The organism is Rathayibacter sp. AY1F2, assembly GCF_002930885.1.
Lineage (GTDB): Bacteria > Actinomycetota > Actinomycetes > Actinomycetales > Microbacteriaceae > Rathayibacter.
The window spans coordinates 1-24,374 of sequence record NZ_PSVG01000030.1 but is presented as its reverse complement, the minus strand read 5'-3'; the positions used below and the strand labels follow the sequence as shown (position 1 = coordinate 24,374).

The window sequence follows — 24,374 nt, the reverse complement described above, 5'->3', positions numbered from 1 at the left end:
GCTCCTCCTCCGCGAGCGGGTCAGCGCCAGTACTCGTACCAGGACGACTCGCGGCAGCCGAGGGACGCGTAGAGGCGGCGGGCGCCGACGTTCTCGGCGAGCACCTGGAGCCAGAAGCGCGCGACGCCCCGGCCGGACGCGTCCTCGAGGAGGGCGCGGATCACGGCGGAGGCGAGCCCGCGGCGCCGGGCGTCCGGCCGGGTCGCCAGCGCGAAGAGGCCGCCCCAGAGCTCGCCGTCCGGCGCCGTGACGAGCGCGAGGCGGCCGGTCGCGGCCGGGCCGTCCCCGTCGACGGCGAGCGCGTAGGAGGAGGGGCAGCCCGCGAGGATGCGCTCGGCGACCGCGCGCTCCTCCGCTCCACCGCGACCGTCCACCGACCACCAGAGGGCGAGCCAGTCCTCGTCGGGAGCCGGGGCGAGGCGGACGCGAGGCTGCGGCGCGGGCCTCGGCGGCACTGGCCTCGACGGCGCGGACCCCGACGTCGTGGACAGGGCGGCGAGCGCCTCCTGCACCGAACCCGTCAGCACGAGCGTCCGGTCGATCGGCGCGGCGCCCCGCTCGGCGAGCAGCCCGGTCAGACCGGCGGGGCTCGGCGGTCCGATCTGCACGAGGGGTGCGATCCCGTGCTCGCGGGCGAACGCCTCCGCCGTGTCGAGGGCCGCCTCCTGGTCGACGACGTCGCCGGACGCGAGCACCGAGTTCGCGCGCTTGGTGACCCCCGAGGAGGCGCGCAGCTCCCATGGGCCGAGGGGGCGCCGCACGAGCGCGGGCCAGGCGTCGGCGGCGAGGCGGTCGAGCAGGCGCGGATCCATCGGGCCACGGTAGCGGGAGCGGCGCCGGAGCCCTGTGGACGCCCCCGGAGACGACTCCGGCCCGCCGGATCCGCCGCGGACGAGCCGAGCGGGATCCTGCGGGCCGGAGGCCGTGGAGGGACGAGCCCTACATGTTGATCATGTGCCCCTTGAGGCCGTGGAAGCCCTCCTGCAGCGCCTCCGACAGCGTCGGGTGGGTGTGCACGTTGCGGGCCAGCTCGGTCGCGGTGAGGTCCCACTTCTGGGCGAGCGTGAGCTCGGGGAGCAGCTCCGAGACGTCCGGGCCGATCATGTGGGCGCCGAGGAGCTCGCCGTACTTCTTGCTCGCGATGAGCTTCACGAAGCCGGTGGGCTCGCCGAGGCCGTGGGCCTTGCCGTTCGCCATGAAGGGGAAGGTCGAGACGGTGATCTCGTGTCCCTCGTCCGTCGCCTGCTTCTCGGTGAGGCCGAAGGAGGCGATCTGCGGCTGGCAGAACGTCGCCCGCGGCATCATCCGGTAGTCGCCCAGGGTCTGGGTCTCGGCACCGGCGAGGGTCTCGGCGGCGACGACGCCCTGCGCCTCCGCGACGTGCGCGAGCTGCAGCTTCGCGGTGACGTCGCCGATGGCGTAGATGTGCGGCACGTTGGTGCGCATGTGGTCGTCGATCGCGATCGCGCCGCGCTCGGTGAGCTCGACGCCCGTCTTCTCGAGGCCGAAGCCCTCGGTGCGGGGGACCCAGCCGATCGACATGAGCACCTTGTCGACCTCGAGGGTCGACTGCGTGCCGTCCTTCGCGGTGTAGGTGACCGTGACGTAGCCGTCCTTGTCGACGACCGACTCGACCTTGGTCGAGGTCAGGATCTCGACGCCGAGCTTCTTGTACTGCTTCTGGATCTCCTTGGAGACGTCCGGGTCCTCGTTGGGGAGGGCGCGGTCCATGAACTCGATGATCGTCACGTCGACGCCGTAGTTCTTGAGGACGTAGGCGAACTCCATGCCGATCGCGCCCGCGCCCACGATGGCCATCGTGTCGGGGAGCTCGCGGGTCATGATCTGGGTCTCGTAGGTGACGACGTTCTCGGAGAGCTCGACGCCGGGGAGGAGGCGGACGCTCGCGCCGGTCGCGATGATCGCGTCGTCGAAGGTCAGCGACTCCGTGCCGCCCTTGCTCAGCTGCACGTCGAGACCCTGCGGGCCGGTGAAGGAGCCGACGCCGTCGAACTCGGCGATCTTGTTCTTCTTCATCAGGAAGTGGACGCCCTTGGTGCGGCCGTCCGCGACCGAGCGGCTGCGGTCGAACGCCGCGCCGAAGTCGAACGAGACGTCGCCCGAGATGCCGAACTGCTTCGCCTGGGTGTGGAAGAGGTGGGCGAGCTCCGCGTTGCGCAGCAGCGCCTTGGACGGGATGCAGCCGACGTTGAGGCAGACACCGCCCCAGTACTGCTTCTCGACGACGGCGACGGACTTGCCGAGCTGGGCGGCGCGGATCGCGGCCACGTATCCGCCGGGGCCTGCCCCCAGGACGACGACGTCGAAGTGCTGGGCCATGGATGATCCTCCAGAGTCGTGGATGGTGGTGCGCGGGGTGACCACGCCGTCTCCCACCGTACCGTTCCGGGGCTCGGAGGCGGCCCGCTCCTCCGTGGGCGAACGCGCGTGCGGGCGCCTGCCGTGCGCGCGCGGGAATGCCCGCGGTGCGGGGACGGTTGGGCTCCACGGGCGACGGAGCCCCTCCCCCAGTCCCCCGCACGGAAGAAGCCCCGCGATGTCCGCCACCGCCTCCCGCACCGCCAGCACCAGCGCCCCGATCCTCGACGTCCTCGCGGAGCGCTGGAGCCCCCGCTCCTACGACGCGTCCGCGACCGTCTCCGACGAGACCCTCGCGTCCCTCCTCGAGGCCGCGCGCTGGTCCCCGTCCGCCAGCAACTCGCAGCCGTGGCGCTTCATCGTCGCCCGCCGCGGAACCGACGAGTTCGACCGCATCGTCGCGACGCTCGCCGGCTTCAACGGCGCCTGGGCCGGCTCCGCCGCCGTCCTGGTCGTCGCGCTCGCCGAGACCGTCGACTCCGAGGGGAAGCCGCGCCCCTGGGCCGTCTACGACCTCGGCCAGTCGATCGCCCACCTCAGCGTGCAGGCGCACCACGAGGGACTGCACGTGCACCAGATGGCCGGCTTCGACAAGGACGCCGTCCGCGCCGCGTTCGGCGTCGACGAGCGCTTCGACCCGGTGACGATCGCCGCAGTGGGAGTCGCGGCCGACGCCGACGCGCTGGCGAACGAGACCCTCCGCGAGCGCGAGACCGCGCCGCGCACCCGCCTGCCCCTCGAGGAGCTCGTGCTCGTCCAGGCGTAGCCCTCCGGCGGAAGGCCTCCCCCGTCCGAGGACCGGGGATGCCTTCCGCGTCCCACCCCCTGTGTTACTCCCCGTGTCGGTCCCCGCTGTGCCGCCGGGAGCCTCTCCGTACGATCGGACGATCCGCCCGCCCGTCCCGCTGCCCGGAGAGACATGCCCGCCACCCCCGCCGCCCGCACGAGCCTGGCCTTCGACGCCGAGCTCGGCCAGTCGGCGTTCCCCGTGCGCTTCGAGGGGGTCGGCCGCACCTTCGCGCCCGGGCCCCCCGTGCTGACGGACGTGACGCTCGAGGCCGCCGCGGGCGAGGTCATCGCGATCCTCGGCCCGAGCGGCTGCGGCAAGTCGACGCTGCTGCGCATCGCGGCGGGCCTGGACACCGCCTCCGAGGGGTCCGTCCTCATCGACGGCGCCCCCGTCTCCGGCATCGACCCGCGCTGCGCGGTGGCGTTCCAGGAGCCGCGGCTGCTGCCCTGGCGGAGCATCGCCGACAACGTCGCGCTCGGCCTGCCGCGCGGCACCCCGCGCCCGGCCGCCCGCGCCGCCGTCGACGAGCTGCTCTCGATGGTCGGCCTCACCGCGCACGCCCGCTCGCGGCCCCGCGAGGTGTCCGGAGGCATGGCCCAGCGCGCCTCCCTCGCCCGCGCCCTCGCCCGGAACCCCGGGGTGCTCCTCCTGGACGAGCCCTTCGGGGCGCTCGACGCGCTGACCCGCCTGCGGATGCAGGACCTGCTGCTCGACGTGCACGCGGCGGCTCCGGCGACGATCCTGCTCGTCACCCACGACGTCGACGAGGCCCTCCAGCTGGCCGACCGCATCGTGCTCCTCGGGCGCGACGAACCCGGAGGCGTCTCGCGCATCCAGCGGATCGTCACCGTCCCCGGCGCGCGGCCCCGCGACCGCGGCTCGGCGGAGCTCGCCGAGCACCGGGCCGAGCTCCTCGCGGGGCTGGGCATCGAGCGGCACTGACCCCGGGCGGATCGACCCGCGTCCCTCCACCCGGGGCGGCACGGTCCGGGCGGCACGACCTCCCTCCCCAGCCGCCTCCTCCTCCCGCTCTCCACCGCACGAGCACCTCCCCGCACCGCCCCTCCCCCGCAGCGTCCACACTCGCTGTCACCGCATCCCCGAAGCCGAGGCCCCCATGTCGTTCACCAGTTCCCCGCTCACCCGCCGCACCGCTCTCGCCGGTCTGCTCACCGCCGCCGCCGTCCCGCTCCTCGCGGGCTGCGTGCAGGGCGAGGGCGGAGGAGGAGCGGCGGCCGCGACCGCCGACGCCGCCTCCGGAGGAACTCAGGGCGGCACGCTCACGCTCGACTTCGCGACGTACAACCCGCTGAGCCTGGTCATCAAGGAGAAGGGCTGGCTCGAGGCCGCCCTCGCCGAGCAGCAGGTCACCGTCGCCTGGGTGCAGTCGGCCGGCTCCAACAAGGCCAACGAGGCCCTGCGCGCCGGAGCGATCGACGTCGGCTCCACCGCCGGCTCCGCCGCACTGCTCGCTCGCTCGAACGGCTCGCCGATCAGGACGATCGACATCTTCTCTCAGCCGGAGTGGTCGGCCCTCGTCGTCCCCGCCGGCTCGGCGATCACGTCGGTCGAGCAGCTCAAGGGCAAGCAGATCGCGGCCACCAAGGGCACCGACCCGTACTTCTTCCTGGTGCAGGCGCTCGAGGCCGCCGGGCTGGGCATCGGCGACGTGACGGTGCAGAACCTGCAGCACGCCGACGGCTGGGCGGCGCTGCAGAACGGCTCCGTCGACGCCTGGGCGGGCCTGGACCCGATCATGGCCGGCGCCGAGGCGGCCGGGGCGACCCTGCTCTACCGCAACGTCGACTTCAACTCCTACGGTCTGCTCAACGCGACCGAGAGCTTCCTCGCCGAGAAGCCGGACCTCGCGCAGACCGTCGTGAACGCGTACGAGCACGCCCGCGCCTGGGCGCTCGAGAACCAGGACGAGACGGCGAGCATCCTCGCCTCCGTCGCCGGCCTCGACGTGGCGGTGGCGACGACGGTCATCACCGAGCGCAGCAACCTCGACGTCGACAACGTCCCCGGCTCCGCGCAGACCGACGTGCTCGCCGTGATCGGCCCGATCTTCGTCGAGAACGGCGACGTCGCCTCGCAGCAGCAGGTCGACGACGCGCTCGACTCGCTGCTCGACGACACCTACGCCTCGGCGGCCGACCCGAGCGCCATCGGCGCCTGAGGGTCCGGCCCTCCGCCCCCGACCCCGTGATCCGAGGAGACCGACGATGACGATCCGCGACGACGACACCGCGACCGACGCCGATGTGCTGCGGCGGAGCGCGCTGTCCGCGCCGATGCCGGGTGAGCCCGGACTCGTGACGGCGGGCCCGTCGGTCGCGGCCTCCCAGCGCCGCCTCCGCGAGGACCGCTCCCACCCGCTCACCACGCGACGGTGGTTCGTGGTCGCGGGAGGCGCGATCCTGCCCGTGCTGCTGCTCGCCGCCTGGCAGATCGCGACGACGACCGGGATGGTCTCGGTGGCGGTCTTCCCCTCGCCCGCGATGGTCTGGGCGGCCGGCGTCGACCTCGCCCAGCGCGGCGACCTCGGCCAGGACGTCGCCATCTCGACGCAGCGCGTGCTCATCGGGTTCGCGCTCGGCTCGGCGCTCGGGCTCGTGGTCGGCGCGCTCTTCGGGCTCTCCCGCGTCTGGGAGGTCGTCCTCGGCCCGACCCTCGGCGCGATCCGGGCGGTCCCGTCGCTGGCCTGGGTCCCGCTGCTGCTGCTCTGGATGGGCATCGGCGAGGAGTCGAAGATCACGCTGATCACGATCGGCGCGTTCTTCCCCGTCTTCACCACGGTGGCCACGGCGCTCGGCCACGTCGACCGGCACCTCGTCGAGGCGGGCCGCGCCTTCGGCCTCTCGGGCGTCCGGCTCTTCACGACGGTGCAGCTGCCCGCGGTGATCCCCTCCGTGATCTCCGGGCTGCGCCTCGCGCTCGCCCAGTCGTGGCTGTTCCTGGTCGCCTCCGAGCTCATCGCCTCCTCGATGGGCCTCGGCTTCCGCCTCATCGACAGCCAGAACAACGGCCGGATCGACCGGGTGTTCCTGGCGATCGTCCTGCTGGCCGTGCTGGGCAAGCTCACCGATGCCGTCGTCGGCGTGTTCCAGCGCTACGCCGTGAGGAAGTGGGCGTGAGCGCCGGGGAGGGAGCTCCGAGCGTGAGCGGGACGATCGCCAACCTGCTCGACGAGCACCGCCGGTTCCCCCCGCCCGCAGCCTTCGCCGCGCAGGCGAACGCGGGCGCGGAGGAGTACTCGCGCGCCGCCGCCGATCCGGTCGCGTTCTGGGAGGAGGCCGCCCGCCGCCTCGAGTGGGCGGAGCCGTGGCACACCGCCCACAGCTGGGAGCCTGCCGCTCCGCTGCCCGACGGCTCGCTCTCGGTGCCGCGCACGACCTGGTTCGAGGGCGGACGGCTGAACGTGGCCGTCAACTGCGTCGACCGCCACGTGGACGCGGGACGCGGCGGGAAGACCGCCCTCCACTTCGAGGGCGAGCGCGGCGACCGGAGGTCGATCACCTACGCCGAGCTCCAGCGCGAGGTCTCCCGCGCCGCTAACGCGCTGACCGCGCTCGGGATCGGGAAGGGCGACCGCGTCGTCGTCTATCTCCCGGTGATCCCCGAGACCATCGTCATCACGCTCGCGATCGCGCGGATCGGAGCGATCCACTCGCTCGTCTTCGGCGGCTTCTCCGCCGAGGCGGTGCGGTTCCGCGTGGAGGACACCGGCGCGAAGCTCCTGGTCACCACGGACGGGCAGTTCCGGCGCGGAGCGGCGGTGCCGGTCAAGGCGAGCGCCGACCGGGCGGTCGAGGGCGTCGCGTCGATCGAGCACGTCCTCGTCGTCCGCCGCACCGATGAGACCGACGTCCCGTGGACCCCGGGCCGCGACGTCTGGTGGCACGAGCTGGTCGACGCGCAGAGCGACGTCCACGAGGCCGAGGCCTTCGACTCCGAGACGCCGCTGTTCATCATCTACACCTCCGGCACGACCGGGAAGCCCAAGGGGCTGGTGCACACCAGCGGCGGCTACCTCACGCAGGCCTCCTGGACGCACTGGGCGGTGTTCGACGCGAAGCCGGACGACGTGCACTGGTGCACCGCCGACCTCGCCTGGGTCACCGCCCACACCTACGAGATCTACGGACCGCTCTCGAACGGGCTCACCCAGGTGATCTACGAGGGCACCCCGAGCACCCCGCACACGGCCCGGCACTTCGAGATCATCGAGCGGTACGGGGTGACCGTCTACTACACGGCGCCGACGCTGATCCGGACGCTGATGACCTGGTTCCCCGAGGGCGTGCCCGCCCGGTACGACCTGTCGAGCCTGCGCCTTCTCGGCACCGTCGGCGAGTCCATCAACCCCGAGGCCTGGGTCTGGTTCCACGAGGCGATCGGCGGCGGTCGCTGCCCGATCGTCGACACCTGGTGGCAGTCCGAGACCGGCGCCGCGGTGATGTGCCCGCTGCCGGGCGTCTCGACCCTCAAGCCGGGCTCGTCGCTCGGAGCCCTGCCCGGGCTCGGCGTCCTCGTGGTGGACGAGCACGGCGAGCGGGTGCCGAACGGCTCCGGCGGCTACCTCGTGGTCGACCGGACCGGGCCGGCGCTCGCCCGGACCGTGTGGGGCGACCCGGAGCGGTACCGCGACTCCTACTGGGCCCGCTACGCGTCCCAGGGGTGGTTCTTCTCGGGGGACGGCGCGAAGTACGACACCGACGGCGACGTCTGGGTGCTCGGCCGCGTCGACGACGTCATCAACGTCTCCGGGCACCGCCTGTCCACGATCGAGATCGAGTCGGCACTCGTCGCCCATCCGGCCGTCGGCGAGGCCGGAGTCGTCGGAGTCGCCGACGCGACGACCGGCCAGGCCATCGCGGCGTTCGTCATCCCCTCCGACGAGGCCGTCGACCGCGCCGAGGAGGACCCGGCCTACTGGGCCGCGCTCGGCACGACGCTCTCGGCGCTCCTGCGCGACCACGTGGCGGTCGCGATCGGTCCGATCGCCAAGCCGCGCGACGTGGTGGTGGTGCCGGATCTGCCCAAGACCCGCTCCGGCAAGATCATGCGGCGGCTGCTCGGCGACATCCGCGACGGCCGCCCGCTCGGAGACGTGACGAGCCTCCAGGACGACACCGTCCCGGCGCGCATCGCCCGCATCGTCGCCGAGCGCGGGTAGGCGCCGCGCCAGTCGGACGCGGCGGGCGGACCCTGTTTCGGGGAGGCGTCGGGAGCCTGCGCGTCCGCGGCGAGGAGGGGCCGCCGGGGAGCATGCGGAGTAGCGTGAAGCCGTGCGCGACGTCCAACAGCAGATCATCTCCGAGCTCCACGTCTCCCCCGCCGTCGATCCGGCCGTCGAGGTCGAACGGCGCAGCGGATTCCTCGCCGACTACCTCCGCAGCACCGGCGCGAAGGGCCTCGTCCTCGGCATCAGCGGCGGCCAGGACTCGAGCCTCGCCGGGCGCCTCTGCCAGCTCGCGGTCGAGCAGGTCCGCGCGAGCGGCGGCGACGCCTCCTTCATCGCGGTCCGCCTGCCGTACAAGGTGCAGGCCGACGAGGAGGACGCCCAGCTCGCCCTCACGTTCATCCGCCCGGACCGCCAGGTCGTCTTCGACATCCACCAGGGCGTCGACGGCGTGGCCGCAGCATTCGGCGATGCGGTCGACGAGCCGATCAGCGACTTCGTGAAGGGCAACGTGAAGGCGCGGATGCGGATGATCGCGCAGTACGCGATCGCCGGCCAGGCCGGGATGCTCGTCGTCGGGACCGACCACGCGGCCGAGGCGGTCACCGGCTTCTTCACGAAGTACGGCGACGGCGGCGCCGACGTCCTCCCGCTCACCGGCCTCACCAAGCGGCAGGGGCGCTCGCTCCTCGAGCACCTGGACGCACCGGCCCGGCTCTACGAGAAGGCGCCGACGGCGGACCTGCTCGACGACAACCCCGGCCAGACCGACGAGACGAACCTCGGGCTCACCTACGCCGACCTCGACACGTACCTCGAGGGCGGCGAGGTCGACCAAGCCGTCGCCGAGGCCATCGAGGCGCGGTACGCCGCGACCGAGCACAAGCGCCAGGTGCCGCTGTCGATGTTCGACGACTGGTGGCGCTGAGCCGCCGCTGACCGCTGCCAGCGGCCGGCAGCTCAGGACCGCACGGGGCCCCGCTGAGGCGGGGCTCCCGTGCGTCCGGCGCGGAACCGGCGCGCAGTCCGGACCTGCCGCGGTATCAGGAGTCGGCGCGGGCGTTGTAGACGAGCACCTCGCCGGAGTCGACGGAGGCGCGGTAGGCGCGGAACACGTCGAGGGCCTCGTCGCGGAGCACGCCGTCGACGACCTCGATCCCGCGGGCCTCGAACTGCGCGGCCCAGTCCTCGCGCATCGGCCCCTCGTCGAAGGTGCTGATCTCCTCGAGCTCGGGGCCGGAGCCCGCGACGACCAGGCGGCGCACCCCCGACCACATCGTCGCTCCGTAGCACTGCACGCACGGGCGCCAGTTGACGACCAGGTCGTGCGCGGGAAGGCCCTCGCCGCCGAGGTCCCAGGTGCCGAGCGCGGTCTGCGCGAGACCGAGCGCCGTCACCTCGGCGTGGCCGGACGAGACCCCGCTGCCGAGGACGACGTTCACTCCGACCGAGACGAGACGACCGGAGTCGCGCTCGACGACGATCGCCGCGAACGGGCCGCCGTTCCCCTCGCGGAAGTTGCGGTCGGCGAGCGCGTGCACGAGAGCCATCCGGTCCTCGAGGCTCGGGAGGACCTCGGGGACGTCGCGGAGGGCGTCACCGATCCAGGCGGGCAGGGCGATCTCGTAGCGGGTGGCGAGGCGGTCGATGTCCATGGGTCCTCCGGGAGACGGGGCGGGGCTGGGCGGAAACGGATGCGCGGCAGGTGCGGCACGGGTGATGCGCGGGCGGCGGCGGCCGTCGCCCGTCAGCCTCGCAGTGCCGAGCGCCGGAGACGGAATCGGCCCGGCGGGTCGACGCGGAGGTCAGGCGAGGAGGGCCTGGCCGAGCGCCGCGGCCTGCGCCGCCCAGAAGCGCTTCGCCACGCCGGTCCGGCGGAACAGGGCGTCGAAGCCGTGGAAGGCGCCCTCCACGATCTCGAGCCCGCACGGCACTCCGGCCGCGCGCAGGCGCTCGGCGTAGCGGACGTCCTCGTTGTGGAAGAGGTCGAGGCCGCCGACGCCGATCCAGGCCGGCGGGAGGCCCGTGAGGTCGTCGCGGCGGGCGGGGGCGGCGTAGGCCGTGACGCCGGGGCCGCCGGGCTCGCCGGCGAGGTAGGCGGTCCAGCCGAAGCGGTTGCTGCCCGGGGTCCAGACGCGGACTCCGCGCGGAGGAGGACCGGGCCGGGTGACGGTGCGGTCGTCGAGCATCGGGTAGACGAGCAGCTGGAACGCGGGCTGCGCTCCTCCGCGGTCGTGGGCGAGGAGGGTCGCACCCGCGGCGATGCCGCCGCCCGCGCTCGCGCCTCCGACGGCGATGCGCGCCGGGTCGACGCCGCGCTCCTGCGCGTGCTCGACGAGCCAGTCGAACGCGGCCAGCACGTCCTCGACGGCAGCCGGGGCCGGATGCGCGGGCGCGAGGCGGTAGTCGACGGAGACGACCGTGATGCCCAGGGTGCGGGCGAAGTCGATGCAGGACACCTCGTCCTGGAGGTGGCTGCCGAGCACCATGCCGCCGCCGTGCACCCAGAGGAGCGCGGGAGCGGTACCGCGGAGGATGCGCGGCCGATAGCTGCGGGCCCGGACGGGAGCGGCTCCGGCGACGGGGATCTCGACGTCGTCGACCACGATGTCGGGCGGAGCCTCGCCTCCCTCGGCGGCGCGTCGCGTGGCGAGGCGCAGCAGTCGCGGGCCGAGGACGATCGGCGGGAGGAAGCGGCCGAGCGCGAGGTCGGGGTGGAAGAGGGGCGCCGTCGCGGCGGTGCGGGCTGACGCGGTCATGCGCGGGAGGCTACTCCTCGCGACCGTGCCGGCGCCCCTCGGCGGGACTACGGACGCACGAGGGTCTTGATCGCGCGGCGCTCGTCCATGGCGGCGTACGCCTCGGCGATCTCCTCGAGGGGCAGCTCGAGGTCGAAGACCAGACCGGGCTCGATCGCGCCGCTGAGCACGTCGGGCAGCAGCTCGGCCATGTAGCCGCGGACCGGCGCGACTCCGCCGTTGACGCCCACGTTCGAGCCGAACATCTGGCGGACGGGCAGCTCGGGGCCTCCGTTGGGGACGCCGACGTAGCCGACCATGCCGCCGGGGCGGGCGGAGTCGAGGGCCTGCTGCATCGACTCCTTGGTGCCGACGCACTCGAGCACGCAGTCGGCGCCGATCCCGCCGGTCAGCTCGCGGACGCGCGCGACGCCCTCGTCGCCGCGGGTCTCGACGATGTGGGTCGCCCCGAAGCGGCGGGCGAGGTTCTGCCGCGACTCGTGCCGCGACATCGCGATGATCGTGGTCGCGCCGAGGCGCTTGGCCGCCAGGACGGCGCAGAGGCCGACCGCGCCGTCGCCGACGACCGCGACGGTCGAGCCAGCGGTGACGCCGGCCGAGACCGCGGCGTGGTGGCCGGTCCCCATCACGTCGGCGAGGGTGAGCAGGCTGGGGATGAGCGCCGGGTCCGGATCGATGCCCACGCGGAAGAGCGTGCCGTCGGCGAGGGGCACGCGCACCTTCTCGCCCTGGGCGCCGTCCGCGAAGCCCTCCTCGCGGACCTCGGCGCCCCACCAGCCGCCGGTGAGGCACGAGGTGGAGACGCCGTTGGCGCAGTTCGCGCAGGTGCCGTCGCAGACGTAGAACGGGGCGATCACGAAGTCGCCGACCGCGACGTCGTGCACGTCGTCGCCGATCTCCTCGACGACGCCGACGAACTCGTGGCCGATGCGGTGCGCCTCCTTGGTGGGAGTGACGCCGCGGTAGGGCCAGAGGTCGGAGCCGCAGACGCAGGCCGCGGTGACGCGGACGATCGCGTCGCGCCCCGTCGAGAGCTGCGGGTCGGGGACCTCCTCGAGTCGGATGTCGCGCTCGCCGTGGATGAGTGTTGCTCGCATGGGTGCTCCTGGTCGGGAGGGGGGTGGGGTCGGCGTCCACGGTACGCCCGCGACCGGCCGCGGGTGCCGGAGAGGCGGGGGCTTGCACGAACGCGCGCCGACGCGGCACGGGTGGAGAGCCGGGGCACGGCCGGGGGCGGTCCGGCGCGGGGCGGGAGGCGTCGTGCCGGAACGGAGCAGCCCCGCAGCAGCCCTGCGCCGCGTCACGGCTGCGCATCCGCCCAGCCGTCGCGCCCGATCACGACGTGCGCGAGGAACCGCAGGCCGCACGCCTCTGCCCCGTCGGCGACCGCCCGCGTCGCCGCACGGTCGGAGGGGAGCACCACGGCCTCGCCCGCGTGGCTGTGCGCCAGGCCGATGCCCGCCGCGCCGCGCGCCAGCACCTCGGCGAGCACGGCGGCGACGGGGATCTCGGCGTGCGCCGGGGCTCCGTCGGCCAGCGTCAGGACGTCGCGGACGGCTCCGGACTCGGCGAGCGCCACCGCCAGCACGGTCTCGACCGGCCGGGCGGCCAGCAGCGGAGCGACGAGCCCGGCCAGGCCGGCGGCGTCGGTCACGCGGGCGGCGCGCGAGGCGCGGTTCATCCTCCGCCGCAGCTCGAAGGAGGCGACCAGGCGGCAGGCGGCGACCTCGCCGACTCCGCGGTGCCCATCAGATCGCCCACCCCGGCCCGGGCGACGGCGTCGATGCCGCCGAAGCGCGCGAGGAGGCGCTGCGCGACGACGGTCGCGTTGGCGCCGCGGACGCCGGCCCCGATGAGCACGGCGAGGGTCTCGGCGTCAGTGAGCGCTTCCGGTCCGTAGGCGCGGAGGCGCTCCCTCGGCCGCTCCTCGGGAGGGAGGTCGGCCATGCGGGGGCCGGGCGTTTCGAAGGACATGCCGCCGACGCTACGGAGCCCGCCGGACGCGCCGCCCGCGGATCCCGCCACTGTGGACGAGTACCGCCCGCGAGCGCCCTGTGGAGGGACCTCCCGTCACCGCCGGCGCGCTCCTTCCCGTCCCCCTAGACGTCGGCGTCGACCGCGACCACCGCGACCTCTGCGGACTCGCGACAGGGGTCGAGCACCCCGGTCAGTCCGACGCGGGCATCCCCGCCGTCACCGACAGGCTCTCGCCGTCCGGCGCCACGTCCACCAGCACCACGTCCCCGTCGCGCACCGTGCCGCCGAGCAGCGCCGTCGCCAGCTGGTCGTCGATCGCCCGCTGCATCAGCCGGCGCAGCGGCCGCGCGCCGTACTGCGGGTCGTAGCCGCGCTCGGCCAGCCACCCGCGGGCCGCGGGCGTCACCGCCAGGTCGAGCCGTCGCTCCGAGAGCCTCCTCGACAGCCGGTCGACGTACAGCGACACGATCTCGCCGAGCTCGGTGCGGTCGAGCGCGTCGAAGATCACGATGTCGTCGAGCCGGTTCACGAACTCGGGCTTGAAGGCCTGGCGCACCATCTGCTGGACCGCCTCCTCCTTCTGCGGCCGTGACAGCGCCGGGTCCACGAGGAACTGCGACCCCAGGTTGGAGGTGAGGATGAGGATCGTGTTGCGGAAGTCGACCGTCCGCCCCTGGCCGTCGGTGAGCCGGCCGTCGTCGAGCACCTGGAGCAGGACGTCGAACACCTCGGGGTGCGCCTTCTCGATCTCGTCGAGGAGCACCACCGAGTACGGGCGGCGGCGGACCGCCTCCGTGAGCTGGCCGCCCTGCTCGTAGCCGATGTAGCCGGGAGGGGCGCCGACCAGCCGCGAGACGGCGAACTTCTCGCCGTACTCCGACATGTCGATGCGGACCATCGCCTTCTCGTCGTCGAAGAGGTGGTCGGCGAGCGCCTTCGCCAGCTCGGTCTTGCCGACCCCGGTCGGCCCGAGGAAGAGGAAGGAGCCGGTCGGCCGGTCGGGGTCGGAGATGCCCGCGCGGGTGCGGCGCACCGCGTCCGCGACGGCCGACACCGCCTCGTCCTGGCCGATCAGTCGGCGGTGCAGCTCGGTCTCGAGGTGCAGCAGCTTCTCGGTCTCGCCCTGCAGGAGGCGCCCGACGGGGATCCCCGTCCAGGCGGCGATCACCGCGGCGATGTCGTCGGCCGTCACCTGCTCGTTGACCATGCGGCCCTCGGCCGGCTCCTCCTCCGCCTCGGCGGCCGCGAGCTCGCGCTCGATCACCGGGATGTCGCCGTAGAGCAGCTTCGACGCGCGCTCGAGCTTGCCCTCGCGCTGCGCCCGCTCGGCGGCGATCCGCAGGGCGTCGAGCCGGTTCTTGAGCTCGCCGACGCGGTTGAGGGAGGCGCGCTCGCGCTCCCAGCGCTCCTGCAGCTCCTCGAGCTGGGCGCCGCGGCGGGCCAGGTCCTCGCGCAGCTTCTCCAGCCGCGCCTTCGAGGCCTCGTCCTTCTCCTTCTTCAGCGCCAGCTCCTCGAGCCTCAGCCGGTCGACGGAGCGGCGCAGCTCGTCGATCTCGACGGGAGCGGAGTCGATCTCCATGCGCAGCCGCGACGCGGCCTCGTCGATCAGGTCGATCGCCTTGTCCGGCAGCTGGCGGGAGGTGATGTAGCGGTTCGAGAGCGACGCGGCGGCGACCAGGGCGGAATCGGCGATCGCCACCTTGTGGTGCGCCTCGTAGCGCTCCTTCAGCCCGCGGAGGATCGCCACGGTGTCCTCGACGGTCGGCTCGCCGACGAAGACCTGCTGGAAGCGGCGCTCGAGAGCGGCGTCCTTCTCGATGTACTGGCGGTACTCGTCGAGCGTCGTCGCGCCGATCATCCGCAGCTCGCCGCGCGCCAGCATGGGCTTGAGCATGTTCGCGGCCGCCACCGACCCCTCGCCGCCGCCCGCGCCCATCAGCGTGTGCAGCTCGTCGATGAAGGTGATGATCCGGCCGTCGGACTCCTCGATCTCCTGGAGCACGGCCTTCAGCCGCTCCTCGAACTCGCCGCGGTACTTCGCTCCGGCGATCAGGGCCGAGAGGTCGAGGCTGACGAGCTGCTTGCCCTTGAGGCTCTCGGCGACGTCGCCCGCGACGATCCGCTGGGCGAGCCCCTCGACGACGGCGGTCTTGCCGACGCCGGGCTCGCCGATGAGGACGGGGTTGTTCTTGGTGCGGCGCGTGAGCACCTGGCTGACGCGCCGGATCTCGGCGTCCCTCCCGATCACCGGGTCGAGCTTGCCGCTCGCCGCGATGGCGGTCAGGTTGACGCCGTACTGCTCGAGTGCGGACTTCTCGTCCTGCTGGGGCATCCGACCGGCCTGCATGATGGTGGTCTCCTCCGTGGCTCGAAAGTTGAGTTCGACGGACTCAACTTTACTCCCGCGACGGCTCCGGCGGTCAGGCCGTCAGAAGATCGCTGTCGCGGCCCTGGAGCGTCTCGAGCGCGTTCCGGAGGATCGAGCGCAGCCGGAACTCGTCGATCCCGGTCAGCGCCGAGATCTCGGCCTGCGAGAAGCCGCCGGCCGCAGCCAGCAGCAGGAGCTCGCGGTCCGGGCAGTCGAGGGCGAGCAGGCTGCTGCCGAGCGGACGCCGGGCGAGCTCGTGCGCGGACCCGAGGGTCTCGCAGAGGACCTCGAGCACCCAGAGCACGGGCTCCGGCGAGCGGGCGCCCTCGCGGGAGCGGCGCCAGACGGCGGTGAAGACGTCGGTGCAGAGCCGGTCGCGGCCGGCCGGGTCGGCCTGGACCGTGCCGACGCACGCCGAGACGAGGCCGCCGAAGCGGTCGACGAGCTCTCCCAGAGCGGAGGCGTCCCCCGTGGCGGAGCGGGTCAGCAGACGGGCGGCGTCCTGCGTCAGCGGCGGACGCACCCGTCCACCGGTCGCGTCCTCGCCTCCAGCACTCACAGGCCTCAGCGTGTCACCGACTCCGGGACGGCGGGACCAGTTGCGCGGAAGGGGGGTGACATGTAAGGAGCGGATCCGCTATCCGACATCAGAGGCGCGGCCAGCGCGCGCGGGCGAAGCAGAAGAGCCCGTAGGCGATGAGCCCGACGGCGACGAAGCCGAGGAGGAGCACACCTGCCGGCAGCTCCACGAGCGACTTCAGCGCCTCGTCGAGCCCGCCCGCCTGCTCCGGATCATGGGTGACGGCGGCGACGATCAGCAGCACGCCGAGAGCGCCGAGGACCACGCCCTTGGCGACGTAGCCGGCGACGCCGAGCACGGTGACGACGGTGCCCGCCGTACCGCCCGGCTCCGCGACGTTCTCGAGGAACTTCCTGCTCGCTCCGCGGTACACGAAGACGCCGCCGACCGCGAGGACGGCCAGTCCCGCGATCACGAGCAGCACGACTCCGCCCGGCGCCGAGAGCACCTGCGCGCTCGCGCTCTCGGACGACTCGGACGAGCTCGACCCGCCGCCCGTCGCGAACTTCAGCGCCGTCACGCCGAGGGCGCCGTAGACGACGGCCTTGCCCGCCTCCTTCAGCCGGCTGCCCCAGGTCTTCAGGGCGCTCTCGCGCGGGCGGACGAGGAACGCCTCGAGCAGCCCCCAGAGCGCCAGGCCGAAGAGGCCGACCGTGCAGATCCAGAGGATCACCAGACCGCCGGGCTGCGCCGCGAGGGCGCCGAGAGCACCGCTCTGGTCGGCCTCGCCTCCGCCGCCGCGGGCCACGCCGAGGGCGATCACTCCGATCAGGAGGTGGACGAGGCCGTTCGCCGCGAAGCCGCCGCGGGCGAGGGTCCGCACCGCCCGGGAGTCCTGGATGTCGTCGGCGGTGCGCTGGGCGTCGGCGGTGCTCGGAGTGTTCACAGGGTGGACGCTACGCGTTTCCACACCCCCGCGCCCGGCGCTCCGCCGTTCGGAGGTGCTCCCGAAGCCGGTTCTCCACACCTTTCCACAGGGTTGTCCACAGCTGTGGAATCGCTGGAGGGACGAGTGGATCACGCGTCGACGGCGCGGACGAGTCCGTCCTGCACGCCTCCCAGCCAGTCGTAGACGCTGCGGATCGCGGCCGCGCTCCCCTCCTCCGGGACGACGTCGTCGGTGTCGTCGATGCCGAGCCGCACGGCCAGAGCGAGCCGCATGTCGGTCAGTGCGCGGAGCCAGGCGATCGCCTGCGGCTCCTCGAGACGGACCGCGACCTCGCCCAGCCCCTCGAAGATCCGGCCGTGACTCGTGCCGTCGCCGGCGTCGAGGGCCGCCGTGACGGCGCGGGCGTCGTCCATCTTGCGGGCGGCGAGGTCCGGAGCGGTGAAGCGGCGGAACTCGTCGGCCGCCTCGGCGTCGTCGCGGTAGGCGTCGGGCAGGAGGCGCGCGAGCGCCGGATCGGAGCGGGCCTCCTCCGAGGACGCCCCGCGGTCGAGCAGCTCGAGCATCTCGCCCGCCAGGTGGCGGAGGATCCCGGCCTCCTCGCGGTCGAAGCGGGCGACGGCCGCCCCGGAGGAGTCGCGGCGGAACGCGCGCATCAGCCGAGTCCTCGGATGCCGCGAGCGGAGCGCTCTCCGGTCTCCGCGGCGGTGGGGCGCAGCGGGGCGCTCACGCGTCGGCCTTCTGCAGCGTCGCCCACAGGCCGTAGCCGTGCATCGCCTCCACGTGCCGCTCCATCTCCTCGCGGTTGCCGGTCGCGACGACCGCGCGCCCCTCGGTGTGCACCTGCAGCATCAGCCGCTCCGCCTCGGCCCGGCCGAAGCCGAAGTAGCTGCGGAAGACGTACGAGACGTACGACATCAGGTTGACCGGATCGTCCCAGACCAGCACGATCCACGGGACCTCGGCCGCCGAGCGGGTCGCCAGGCGCTCGTCCGCGCGCTCGATCGTGTCCGCCATCCCTCCAGCGTAGGCCGCGGCGCGGACGGACGCCCGGGCGCGCAGGCCGGAGCGTGCTGCCCGCAGCCCGCGAGCGCCCAGGAGTCGTCGCAGTCGAGCGCGAGTGCGACGACTCCTGGACGGTCGGAGCAGAGTCAGCAGCGGCGCCCGCCCTACGCCGACAGGCGCGGCAGGACCTCCCGGGCGAAGAAGTCGAGGTGGTCGAGGTCCTGCAGGTCCATGAACTGCAGGTAGACGCGCTCGCAGCCGGCCTCGCGGAGGGACTCGAGGCGGTCGACCGCCTCGTCGACGCCGCCGGCCACTCCGTGCTCGCGCAGCTCGGCGGGCTCGCGGCCGATCGCCGCCGCACGACGCGTGAACTCCGCCTCGTCCCCTCCGCCGACCGCGATCAGCGCGACCGAGTGCACCAGCGACGAGGGCTCGCGCCCGATCGCCCGGCACGCCTCGTCGACGCGCTCGAAGGCCCCCGGGATCGCGTCGAACTCGGGGAAGGGCAGATTGAACTCGCTCGCGAACCGCGCCGCGAGCGCCGGGGTCCGCTTGGGGCCGCCGCCGCCGACGATCACCGGCAGCGGCAGGCGGGCGGGCTTGGGCAGGGCCGGGGAGTCGGTCAGCGTGTAGTGCTCGCCGGCGAAGGAGTAGCGCTCGCCGACCGGCGTCGACCACAGGCCGGTCACGATCTCGAGCTGCTCCTCGAGGAGGTCGAAGCGGCGCGGAGGGAAGGGGATGCCGTACGCGGCGTGCTCCTCCTCGAACCAGCCGGTGCCGAGGCCGAGCTCGGCACGGCCCCCGGACATCGCGTCGACCTGGGCGACCTGGATCGCGAGGATCCCCGGCGGCCGGTAGGTGACGGAGGAGACGAGGGTGCCGAGCGCGATCCGCTCGGTCTCGCGGGCGAGGCCGGCGAGCGTCGTCCACGCGTCGGACGGGCCCACGCCGGGATCGCCGTCCCCCATCCGGAGGTAGTGGTCGGAGCGGAAGAAGCCGTCGTAGCCGAGGCTCTCGGCGGCCTGCGCGACGGCGAGGAGGTCCTCGTAGCTCGCGCCCTGCTGGGGTTCGGTGAACACTCTGAACTGCACGGGTCCAGCCTCCCGCACCGGGGCCGGATCATGCCAGCCCGGCTCCCCCGGCCGGGGCCGCCGACGGGCCCCCGTGTACCGTGGACGGTTGCCGCCGACGAGAGGACCCCATGTCCGAGCACCCGTCCTCCCCGGACACCGCCCCCGCCACCGCGGGCACGACCGCCCCTCCGCACCGCCTCGCGCGGTGGGTCTTCTGGCCCGCCGCCGTCCTCACGCTGTCGATCGCGGCCTTCGCGATCCTCGCGCCCGACGCCGCGACCTCCGTGTTCTCGACGCTGCAGACCACCGTCGTCAACACGTTCAGCTGGTACTACGTGCTGATCGCCGCGGTCTTCGTGGCCTTCGCCATCTGGATGGGCGTGAGCCGCTTCGGCGACATCAAGCTCGGCGCCGACGACGACGAGCCCGAGTTCTCGATGCTCGCCTGGATCTCGCTCCTCTTCGCCGCCGGCATGGGCATCGGCCTCGTCTTCTACGGCGTCGCGGAGCCGCTCACCCACTTCGCCACTCCGCGCCCGGGCGTCACCGGCACCGAGACGCAGCTCGCGCAGAGCGCGATCTCGCAGACCTACCTGCACTGGGGCGTCCACGCCTGGTCCATCTACGTGGTGGTCGGCCTCGCCCTCGCGTACGCGATCCACCGCCGCAAGCGGCCGGTGTCGATCCGCTGGGCGCTGGAGCCGCTGCTGGGCCGCCGGGTCCGCGGCGGCTGGGGCAACGCGATCGACGTGGTCGCCCTGGTCGGCACCATGTTCGGAGTCGCGACCTCGCTCGGCCTGGGCGTCACCCAGATCTCGGCGGGCCTGGAGGCGAGCGGCATCGTGGAGTCGTCGCTCACCGTGCAGATCGTGGTCATCGCCGTCGTCACGGGCCTGACCGTCTTCTCGCTGATCTCGGGCGTGGGCAAGGGCATGAAGTGGCTCTCGACCGGCAACCTGCTGCTCGCCGCCGCGCTCCTCGTCTTCGTGCTCGTCGCCGGCCCGACCCAGTTCCTCCTCCGCGAGTTCGTGCAGTCGCTCGGCAACTACCTGCAGAACTTCATCGGCCTGACCTTCACGGTCAGCGCCTACGCCGGGCGCGAGGGCGAGCAGTGGCAGGCCTCGTGGACCACGTTCTACTGGGGCTGGTGGATGTCGTGGGCGCCGTTCGTCGGCATCTTCATCGCCCGCGTCTCGAAGGGCCGGACGGTCCGCGAGTTCGTCGGCGGCGTGCTGCTCGTGCCGACGATCATGACCTTCCTCTGGTTCAGCGTCCTCGGCGGCACGGCCATCTACCGCGAGCTCTACGGCGACGGCGGCCTCGTCGGCGCCGACGGCTCGGTCGACACCAACCTGGCGCTCTTCTCGATGCTGCAGGGACTGCCCGCGGGCTCGGTGCTGACGATCGGCGCGATCCTCCTGATCGGCGTCTTCTTCGTGACCTCCGCCGACTCCGGAGCGCTCGTGATGTCGATGATCGCGACCGGCGGCGAGCCGGAGCCGCGCAACCGCATCCGCGTGTTCTTCGCCGTCGCGACCGCGCTGCTCGCCCTGTCGCTCCTGGTCGCCGGCGGCCTCGACGCCCTGCAGACCGCCGCGATCCTCTCGGCCCTGCCGTTCAGCGTCGTGATGATCCTGATGTGCGTCGCGACGGTGATCGCCTTCCGCCGCGAGATCCGCGCCTACGACAAGGCCCGCCGCAAGGCGTTCGTCGGCGACATCGGCACGTTCTACGGCCTCGAGGTCGAGGATCCGGCGGAGCGCGAGCCCGCCCACCCGATCAAGCGCCTCGCGAACCGCCTGAAGCCGGGGTCGAAGGAGTAGTCGGCTCGGAGGAGCAGCCAGGTCGGACAAGGCCGGGCGCCGCTGGGGCGCCCGGCCGGCCGATCAGCTGGGCGACGGGATGAAGGGGTGCTCCGGCGGGTCCTGGTCGTCGCCGAGGCGGACGTCGGCGCCCTGGTCGAGCGCCTCGTCGATCGACTCGGGGTCGTCGATCTCGGCCGGGTCCTCCGGCGGGACCGGCAGGGAGTCGCCGTCGGGGCGGGTGGTGTCGGTGACGTCCTCGGGGGCGTCGAAGCCGAAGCTGCTCATGGTTCCCTCTCCGCGGTGCGCCCGGGAGGCGGCGCCGCTGCGGGCAGCCTAGGTCGCGCCCCCGGAGGCGGTCACGGACTTGACGGGGCACCCGAGGGGCCCCGCGGGATCGGCCTGCTCCGGAGGAGCCTCCGCCCCGGCAGCCGTCAGTGCACGTACTCGAGCAGGTCGGCTCCGAGGGTGCGCATGCCCTCCAGCACCGCGAGGCGGTAGTGCAGGGTCGTGTCGTCGAACTGGGTGGCGACCGCGTAGGCGACTCCGGCGCGCGGGCCGCGGAGGACGCCGGCCTCGGCGCGGACGCCGACGTCGGTGCCGGTCGCGTTGACGAGCAGGACCCCGTGGTCGGGGTGGCGGTGCGCGAGCGGGTCGAGCCCGAACGAGGCGGCGACCATCGAGAGGTCGGTGCCGAGCGAGAGCCAGCCGATCACCCGCGAGCTCACGGCGGCGTCCACGATCTCGCCGTTCGCGAGGGTGGCGAGCAGCCAGGTCAGCTCGCGGGCGGAGCCGATCGAGAGCTGCGGCGCGTCGTCCGGGCCGCGCTCGTCGCGCACGACGTCGAGCAGGGCGGTGCGGGAGAGGCCGAGCGCCTCCGCCCGCTCGCGCACGGCATCGAGGCCGACGCGGCGCAGCAGGACGTTGGTCGCGAGGTTGTCGCTCGAGGCACCGACGAGGGCGGCGAGGTCGGCGATCGGCATCGACGGCACCTGGAGGTGCTGCCAGAGCCCGGAGCCCGAGACCGCGTCCGCCGCGGTCCGGTCGACCAGGCGCAGGTTCTCCTGCGGCTCGTTCGCCAGCCGGGCGGCGACCTCGATCAGCAGCACGACGGTGCCGAGGGAGGCGGTGGGCATCGAGACGGAGTCGTCGACCGCGAACAGGGTGCGGCCGGTCGCCAGGTCGACGGCGCGCGCCGAGACGACGACCCCGTCGATCGCGAGACGGCCGAGGGCGTCGAAGCCGCGCTGGAAGTTCTCGCGGTCGCCGCCGCCCTTGTGGCGCCCCCGGCGGTTGCGTCGGCTCTCACGGCGGGTCTCGCTGGTGGGGATCACCACGGGTACGGCCCCTCTACGGGTCGGGAGTGCGGTCGTGCGGAGGGGGGACCTGGGTCCTCACGCGCCGGCAGGACGCGCGATCGGCGGACGACCCCGCTGCATCGGTCGGCTCTCGATGCCCGGGGCTCCTCGTCCGTGCTGCGGAGGTGGTCGGCGGCGACTACCAGATGGTGACGCGCTCGCTCGGGGAGAGCCAGAGGGCGTCGCCTTCGGAGACGTCAAAAGTAGCGTAGAACTCGTCGATGTTCCGGACGATCTGGTTGCAGCGGAACTCGGCCGGAGCGTGCGGATCGATGGCGAGGAGGCGGATCGTCTCCTCGTCGCGGGACTTCTGCTGCCAGGCCTGCGCCCAGGAGAGGAAGAAGCGCTCGGCGCCGGTCAGGCCGTCCACGACGGGCGGCTCCTCGCCGTCCAGCGAGAGCAGGTACGCCTTCCAGGCGATGCCGAGACCGCCGAGGTCGCCGATGTTCTCGCCGATGGTCAGGGCGCCGTTCACGTGGTGCCCGGGCGTGGTCGCGGGAGCGAGCGCGTCGTACTGCGCGATGAGCGCCTTCGTCCGCTCCTCGAACGCGGCCCGGTCCTCCTCGGTCCACCAGTCGGTGAGGCGGCCGTCGCCGTCGAAGCGCGAGCCCTGGTCGTCGAAGCCGTGGCCGATCTCGTGGCCGATGACGGCGCCGATCGCTCCGTAGTTCGCGGCGGGGTCGCGGGCCTCGTCGAAGAAGGGGAACTGCAGGATCGCGGCCGGGAAGACGATCTCGTTGAAGCCCGGGTTGTAGTACGCGTTGATCGTCTGCGGGGTCATGAACCACTCGTCGCGGTCGAGCGGGCGGCCGATCTTGCCGAGCTCGCGGGCGAACTCGAACTCGGCCACGCGGCGGGCGTTGCCGAGCAGGTCGGCCGGGTCGATCGAGAGGGCGGAGTAGTCGCGCCAGCGCACCGGGTAGCCGATCTTGGGCGTGAACTTCGCGAGCTTCTCGAGCGCGCGCTCGCGGGTGGCGGGGCTCATCCACTCCAGGTCGACGATGGAGCGGCGGTACGCCTCGATGAGGTTCGCGACCAGCACGTCCATCGCGGCCTTCGCCGTCTCGGGGAAGTGGCGGGCGACGTAGGTGCGGCCGACCGCCTCGCCGAGCGACCCCTCGACGAGCGAGACGGCGCGCTTCCAGCGCTCCCGCTTCTGCGGGGTGCCGGTGAGGGTGCGGCCGTAGAAGTCGAAGTTGGCGTCGACGAAGCCGCTGGACAGGTAGGCCGCGGCTCCGCGGATCACCTGCCAGGACAGCCAGTCGCGCCAGGCCGGGAGGCGGTCCTCGGTGAGCAGGCCCGCGAGGCCCTGGAGGAAGCTCGGCTGGCGGACGACCACCTCGGCGAGCGCCCCCTCCGGAGCGCCCATCGCGGTGAGCCAGACGCCGAGATCGACGCCCGCGGCGAGCTCCTCGACCTCGGACCAGGAGCGGAGGTTGTAGGTCGCCTGGCTGTCGCGGCTGCGGACCTTGTCCCAGTGCGCGGCGGCCAGGTCGGTCTCGAGGGCGACGATGCGCTCGGCGCGGGCCTCGGCGGCGTCGATGCCGGCCAGGGCCAGCATCCGCGCGACGAACGGCGTGTAGGCCTCGCGGACGGAGGCGAACTCCTCCTCGCGGTAGTAGCTCTCGTCCGGCAGGCCGAGGCCGCCCTGGTTGACGAAGACGAGGTAGCGCTCAGGGCTTCCCGGGTCGTTGTCGACGAAGAGGCCGAAGAGCCCGGGGACGCCGGTGCGCTCGAAGGCGCCGACCGCGCGGAGCAGGCCGGGGATCGAGTCGACCCGCTGCACGGCGGCGAGGTCGTCGGCGATCGGGGCGGCGCCGAGCTCCTCGGCCCGCTCCTCGTCCATGAAGGAGGCGTAGAGGTCGCCGAACAGGCGCTCCTCGGTGCCGTGCTGCGCGGTCTGCGCCTCGACGATGATGTCGCGCACGGCCTTCTCCGCCTCCTCCTGGAGGAGGTGGAAGGAGCCGTAGCGCGCCTTGTCGGCGGGGATCTCGGTGCGGTCGATCCAGAGCCCGTTGACGTGCCGGTAGAGGTCGTCCTGCGGGCGCGTCGCGGGGTCGAGTTCGGAGCGGTCGATACCGGAGCGAGGCGTCGTCGAGGTCATGGCGGACAGCCTACGTCGGGGCGCCGACACGGTGGCGCGAGGTGCGGCGGGTCGAGCGCGGAGCCGCGGAGGGCGGGTGCGGAGTCGCGGAAGGGAGTGACCGGCGCG

At 73.4% G+C, this 24,374-nt stretch carries 23 protein-coding genes; 7 read left to right on the top strand and 16 right to left on the bottom strand.

Going from position 1 to position 24,374, the window contains the following annotated elements; translation table 11 throughout:
- Positions 1-20 precede the first annotated feature (20 nt).
- The gene (locus tag C5C54_RS16360; protein ID WP_104269039.1) at positions 21-812 is read right to left on the bottom strand and encodes a GNAT family N-acetyltransferase; all 792 of its coding nucleotides are present in this window, start codon (positions 810-812) and stop codon (positions 21-23) included.
- Between the two features lie 127 nt (positions 813-939).
- Positions 940-2,340 (bottom strand): dihydrolipoyl dehydrogenase, encoded by a 1,401-nt coding sequence (gene lpdA, locus C5C54_RS16355; RefSeq protein WP_104222818.1) that lies wholly within the window; start codon positions 2,338-2,340, stop codon positions 940-942.
- A 217-nt stretch (positions 2,341-2,557) separates the two neighbouring features.
- On the opposite strand from lpdA, the gene C5C54_RS16350 reads away from it, so the two are divergent.
- The 6 genes from C5C54_RS16350 to nadE all read left to right on the top strand — a co-directional run bounded on the left by C5C54_RS16350 (position 2,558) and on the right by nadE (position 9,282).
- On the top strand, positions 2,558-3,145 hold the full coding sequence (locus tag C5C54_RS16350) for a nitroreductase family protein (RefSeq protein WP_104222819.1): 588 nt from the start codon (positions 2,558-2,560) through the stop codon (positions 3,143-3,145).
- A 153-nt stretch (positions 3,146-3,298) separates the two neighbouring features.
- Positions 3,299-4,111, top strand: coding sequence for an ABC transporter ATP-binding protein (locus C5C54_RS16345; protein WP_104288810.1), 813 nt, complete (start codon positions 3,299-3,301; stop codon positions 4,109-4,111).
- A gap of 175 nt (positions 4,112-4,286) precedes the next feature.
- Positions 4,287-5,348: an aliphatic sulfonate ABC transporter substrate-binding protein gene (locus C5C54_RS16340; RefSeq protein ID WP_104250694.1), complete on the top strand. Its 1,062-nt coding sequence runs from the start codon at positions 4,287-4,289 to the stop codon at positions 5,346-5,348.
- A gap of 46 nt (positions 5,349-5,394) precedes the next feature.
- Positions 5,395-6,306, top strand: coding sequence for an ABC transporter permease (locus C5C54_RS16335; protein ID WP_244229541.1), 912 nt, complete (start codon positions 5,395-5,397; stop codon positions 6,304-6,306).
- A gap of 23 nt (positions 6,307-6,329) precedes the next feature.
- Positions 6,330-8,348, top strand: a complete 2,019-nt coding sequence (gene acs, locus C5C54_RS16330; protein WP_104288816.1) for an acetate--CoA ligase — start codon at positions 6,330-6,332, stop codon at positions 8,346-8,348.
- Positions 8,349-8,460: 112 nt separating this feature from the next.
- A complete protein-coding gene (gene nadE / locus C5C54_RS16325; protein ID WP_104225736.1) occupies positions 8,461-9,282 on the top strand; it encodes an ammonia-dependent NAD(+) synthetase in 822 nt (273 codons plus the stop codon).
- 115 nt (positions 9,283-9,397) lie between these two features.
- Here nadE and C5C54_RS16320 read toward each other — a convergent pair whose 3' ends face one another.
- The 11 genes from C5C54_RS16320 to C5C54_RS16270 all read right to left on the bottom strand — a co-directional run bounded on the left by C5C54_RS16320 (position 9,398) and on the right by C5C54_RS16270 (position 19,020).
- Positions 9,398-10,009 carry a nucleoside deaminase gene (locus C5C54_RS16320; protein WP_181027247.1) on the bottom strand — a complete coding sequence of 204 codons (612 nt, stop codon included), beginning with the start codon at positions 10,007-10,009 and terminating at the stop codon, positions 9,398-9,400.
- A gap of 150 nt (positions 10,010-10,159) precedes the next feature.
- Positions 10,160-11,113 carry an alpha/beta hydrolase fold domain-containing protein gene (locus tag C5C54_RS16315; protein WP_104288809.1) on the bottom strand — a complete coding sequence of 318 codons (954 nt, stop codon included), beginning with the start codon at positions 11,111-11,113 and terminating at the stop codon, positions 10,160-10,162.
- Positions 11,114-11,160: 47 nt separating this feature from the next.
- Positions 11,161-12,210, bottom strand: a complete 1,050-nt coding sequence (locus C5C54_RS16310) for a zinc-dependent alcohol dehydrogenase family protein (RefSeq protein ID WP_104222823.1) — start codon at positions 12,208-12,210, stop codon at positions 11,161-11,163.
- Between the two features lie 203 nt (positions 12,211-12,413).
- Complete coding sequence (locus tag C5C54_RS16305; protein WP_104288808.1) at positions 12,414-12,794, bottom strand: JAB domain-containing protein; 381 nt, start codon at positions 12,792-12,794, stop codon at positions 12,414-12,416.
- Positions 12,791-13,087, bottom strand: a complete 297-nt coding sequence (locus tag C5C54_RS16300) for a UPF0758 domain-containing protein (protein WP_146078886.1) — start codon at positions 13,085-13,087, stop codon at positions 12,791-12,793. Before C5C54_RS16300 ends, C5C54_RS16305 begins: the two co-directional genes overlap by 4 nt.
- Positions 13,088-13,280: 193 nt before the next feature.
- Positions 13,281-15,422, bottom strand: a complete 2,142-nt coding sequence (locus C5C54_RS16295; RefSeq protein ID WP_374952925.1) for an ATP-dependent Clp protease ATP-binding subunit — start codon at positions 15,420-15,422, stop codon at positions 13,281-13,283.
- An 88-nt stretch (positions 15,423-15,510) separates the two neighbouring features.
- A complete protein-coding gene (locus C5C54_RS16290) occupies positions 15,511-16,017 on the bottom strand; it encodes an RNA polymerase sigma factor (RefSeq protein WP_146078885.1) in 507 nt (168 codons plus the stop codon).
- An 88-nt stretch (positions 16,018-16,105) separates the two neighbouring features.
- Positions 16,106-16,924, bottom strand: a complete 819-nt coding sequence (locus C5C54_RS16285; RefSeq protein WP_104225741.1) for a DUF1206 domain-containing protein — start codon at positions 16,922-16,924, stop codon at positions 16,106-16,108.
- Between the two features lie 131 nt (positions 16,925-17,055).
- Positions 17,056-17,580, bottom strand: coding sequence for a DUF2017 domain-containing protein (locus C5C54_RS16280; RefSeq protein ID WP_104288806.1), 525 nt, complete (start codon positions 17,578-17,580; stop codon positions 17,056-17,058).
- A gap of 70 nt (positions 17,581-17,650) precedes the next feature.
- Positions 17,651-17,941, bottom strand: coding sequence for an ATP-dependent Clp protease adapter ClpS (gene clpS, locus C5C54_RS16275; protein ID WP_104222829.1), 291 nt, complete (start codon positions 17,939-17,941; stop codon positions 17,651-17,653).
- Positions 17,942-18,093: 152 nt separating this feature from the next.
- Positions 18,094-19,020, bottom strand: coding sequence for an LLM class F420-dependent oxidoreductase (locus C5C54_RS16270; protein ID WP_104234367.1), 927 nt, complete (start codon positions 19,018-19,020; stop codon positions 18,094-18,096).
- A 110-nt stretch (positions 19,021-19,130) separates the two neighbouring features.
- Here C5C54_RS16270 and C5C54_RS16265 point away from each other — a divergent pair, with 110 nt between their 5' ends.
- Entirely contained in the window at positions 19,131-20,825 is a 1,695-nt protein-coding gene (locus tag C5C54_RS16265) for a BCCT family transporter (RefSeq protein WP_104258185.1), read from the top strand.
- Positions 20,826-20,888: 63 nt separating this feature from the next.
- Here C5C54_RS16265 and C5C54_RS16260 read toward each other — a convergent pair whose 3' ends face one another.
- The 3 genes from C5C54_RS16260 to C5C54_RS16250 form a co-directional block, all read right to left on the bottom strand.
- On the bottom strand, positions 20,889-21,092 hold the full coding sequence (locus C5C54_RS16260) for a hypothetical protein (RefSeq protein ID WP_104288805.1): 204 nt from the start codon (positions 21,090-21,092) through the stop codon (positions 20,889-20,891).
- A gap of 146 nt (positions 21,093-21,238) precedes the next feature.
- Complete coding sequence (locus C5C54_RS16255; protein ID WP_104222833.1) at positions 21,239-22,141, bottom strand: serine hydrolase; 903 nt, start codon at positions 22,139-22,141, stop codon at positions 21,239-21,241.
- A gap of 160 nt (positions 22,142-22,301) precedes the next feature.
- Positions 22,302-24,266 carry a M13 family metallopeptidase gene (locus tag C5C54_RS16250; protein ID WP_104260965.1) on the bottom strand — a complete coding sequence of 655 codons (1,965 nt, stop codon included), beginning with the start codon at positions 24,264-24,266 and terminating at the stop codon, positions 22,302-22,304.
- Between the last annotated feature and the right edge of the window lie 108 nt (positions 24,267-24,374).

Coding starts and splice junctions, on each gene's coding strand:
- C5C54_RS16360 (WP_104269039.1), bottom strand. CDS start 812: ATGGATCCGCGCCTGCTCGACCGCCTCGCCGCCGACGCCTGGCCCGCG.
- lpdA (WP_104222818.1), bottom strand. CDS start 2,340: ATGGCCCAGCACTTCGACGTCGTCGTCCTGGGGGCAGGCCCCGGCGGA.
- C5C54_RS16350 (WP_104222819.1), top strand. CDS start 2,558: ATGTCCGCCACCGCCTCCCGCACCGCCAGCACCAGCGCCCCGATCCTC.
- C5C54_RS16345 (WP_104288810.1), top strand. CDS start 3,299: ATGCCCGCCACCCCCGCCGCCCGCACGAGCCTGGCCTTCGACGCCGAG.
- C5C54_RS16340 (WP_104250694.1), top strand. CDS start 4,287: ATGTCGTTCACCAGTTCCCCGCTCACCCGCCGCACCGCTCTCGCCGGT.
- C5C54_RS16335 (WP_244229541.1), top strand. CDS start 5,395: ATGACGATCCGCGACGACGACACCGCGACCGACGCCGATGTGCTGCGG.
- C5C54_RS16320 (WP_181027247.1), bottom strand. CDS start 10,009: ATGGACATCGACCGCCTCGCCACCCGCTACGAGATCGCCCTGCCCGCC.
- C5C54_RS16315 (WP_104288809.1), bottom strand. CDS start 11,113: ATGACCGCGTCAGCCCGCACCGCCGCGACGGCGCCCCTCTTCCACCCC.
- C5C54_RS16310 (WP_104222823.1), bottom strand. CDS start 12,210: ATGCGAGCAACACTCATCCACGGCGAGCGCGACATCCGACTCGAGGAG.
- C5C54_RS16305 (WP_104288808.1), bottom strand. CDS start 12,794: ATGAACCGCGCCTCGCGCGCCGCCCGCGTGACCGACGCCGCCGGCCTG.
- C5C54_RS16300 (WP_146078886.1), bottom strand. CDS start 13,087: ATGTCCTTCGAAACGCCCGGCCCCCGCATGGCCGACCTCCCTCCCGAG.
- C5C54_RS16295 (WP_374952925.1), bottom strand. CDS start 15,422: ATGCCCCAGCAGGACGAGAAGTCCGCACTCGAGCAGTACGGCGTCAAC.
- C5C54_RS16280 (WP_104288806.1), bottom strand. CDS start 17,580: ATGCGCGCGTTCCGCCGCGACTCCTCCGGGGCGGCCGTCGCCCGCTTC.
- clpS (WP_104222829.1), bottom strand. CDS start 17,941: ATGGCGGACACGATCGAGCGCGCGGACGAGCGCCTGGCGACCCGCTCG.
- C5C54_RS16265 (WP_104258185.1), top strand. CDS start 19,131: ATGTCCGAGCACCCGTCCTCCCCGGACACCGCCCCCGCCACCGCGGGC.
- C5C54_RS16260 (WP_104288805.1), bottom strand. CDS start 21,092: ATGAGCAGCTTCGGCTTCGACGCCCCCGAGGACGTCACCGACACCACC.
- C5C54_RS16250 (WP_104260965.1), bottom strand. CDS start 24,266: ATGACCTCGACGACGCCTCGCTCCGGTATCGACCGCTCCGAACTCGAC.